Raw genomic sequence first — 1,733 nt, 5'->3', positions numbered from 1 at the left:
TCCCCCGCCAGTATCCGGACGGACGTCCAGTTGGGCTCCCCGGTCAGGTCGTGTCGTAGCGCGTGAGATCCCGCGTCGCCGGCCCCTCGAGCAACTCGCCACACGCGGAGAACCGCGAGCCGTGCCACGGGCAGTCCCACGACCGCTCGGCCTCGTTCCAACTCAGCGCCGCGCCCATGTGCGGGCAGAGGAGGCCGACCCTGCAGGTCCCGCCGTCATCCGCGGTCGCCTCCCCGATCGGCCGCACGGTCGGCCGGGGAGGACGCACGGCCGCCTGCACGGCGGTGGCCGCGAGCTGCAGCGGCAGATCGGCGTACAGCGAGACCGAGGTGCGCAGCACACCGGTGACCGAGGGTCGACCGAAGGAGACCCGCGGCTCCCGCCCGCTGAGCCGGTCCACCATGATGCCGGCCGCCGCCGGCGCCCCGGTCAGGCCCCACTTGCTGTACCCGCCCGCGAAGTGCACACGGCCCTTGCCCCACGGCATCGGGCCGGATTTGGGCAGCAGCGTGACCGGGTGGAAGTCCTGCGCGGACCATCCGTGCGTGAACACCGCGGAGGGGAAGTGCTTCGCGGCGTACTCGCGCAACGAGTCGATCTTCGACTCGGTCCCCGAAGCCGTGCCGGTGCGGTGGCCGTTGCCGCCGACGAGCAGGACCTCACGGTCTCCCACGGGCACCGTCCGCAGCGAGCGGACCGGGCTCTCGACCGACCCGTACATCCCCTCCTCCAGACCGCCGGGGTATTCGAACGCACAGAGGTAGGACCGTTCCGCCTCCATCGAGGCCACGGTGGGCCCGCGGTCCAGAGCGGGGGACGCGGTGGCCAACACGACGTCGCGCGCCATGCACGTGCCCCCGTCGCTGCGCACACGGACGTGGGCGTCTCCGTCGTGTCCGCGAACGTCCAGTCCCGTGACGCGGGAGTGCTCGATGATCCGGACCCCGAGCGCCGACGCGGCGCGGACCAGTGCCCCGAGAGCCTCGACGGGATCGAGTTGCATCTGGTCGGGCACCTCCACGGCGGACCGGGCGGGGAACGGGACGTCGATCCGGTCGTACCACCGCGCGGGCAGACCCAGTGCGTCGAGCGTGCGCTTCTCCGCGCGCAGGGTGTTCGTCCCCTTGACGCCGCGCGAGAAGGTGACCGCGCGCGGCCTCTGCACGTCCACCCCGTGGGACCCGCAGAACTCCGCCCACCAGTCCAGGCCGTACTGGTTGGCCTCCGCGTATGCGCGGGCGGTCTCCAGACCGTGGTGGGAACGGATGGTCGACAGTCGGGTCCCCTGGAGAACCGAGACCTTGGCCGTGGTCGAACCGCTGGCCCCCGCGCCCACGGTGTGGGCCTCGAGCACCACCACCGAACTGCCCCGCGCGGCCGCGATCAGCGCGGTGATCAGACCGGTGAAACCCGCCCCCACCACCACGATGTCCACGTGCTCGTCCTCGGGGAACTCCGCCACCGGGGGATCGATCGTCGTGCGTCGCCAGAATGATGTGCCCATCGTGCGTCTCCTCTGAGCTCGGTACGAACCTCGCGCGGCAACTGTAAGGCCGCGCACCGTGGCTCGCACCCGCTCGGGTTCACCGCCCGATCACAGTGCGCAGGGTCGCGGCGAACTCCTCCGCGTCGCGCGCGACCAGTCGCGAGTAGCTCAGCACGAGGCCGGCGGTCGGGTTCCGCGCGGACTGCCCGCTCAGCGCGCGCGTACGCCAGCCGGCCCGCTCGAGCTC

1 protein-coding gene is annotated in these 1,733 nt (G+C 72.2%); it reads right to left on the bottom strand.

What is annotated here, in order from left to right; genetic code table 11:
- Nucleotides 1-43: 43 nt before the first annotated feature.
- Nucleotides 44-1,504, bottom strand: a complete 1,461-nt coding sequence (locus G6026_RS11540) for an FAD-dependent oxidoreductase (RefSeq protein ID WP_182613258.1) — start codon at nucleotides 1,502-1,504, stop codon at nucleotides 44-46.
- Nucleotides 1,505-1,733: the final 229 nt, after the last annotated feature.

The organism is Dietzia sp. DQ11-38-2 (assembly GCF_014145055.1).
GTDB lineage: Bacteria > Actinomycetota > Actinomycetes > Mycobacteriales > Mycobacteriaceae > Dietzia.
Note: the sequence above shows the minus strand (reverse complement) of the source record. Positions and strands in the feature narration are given on the sequence as shown.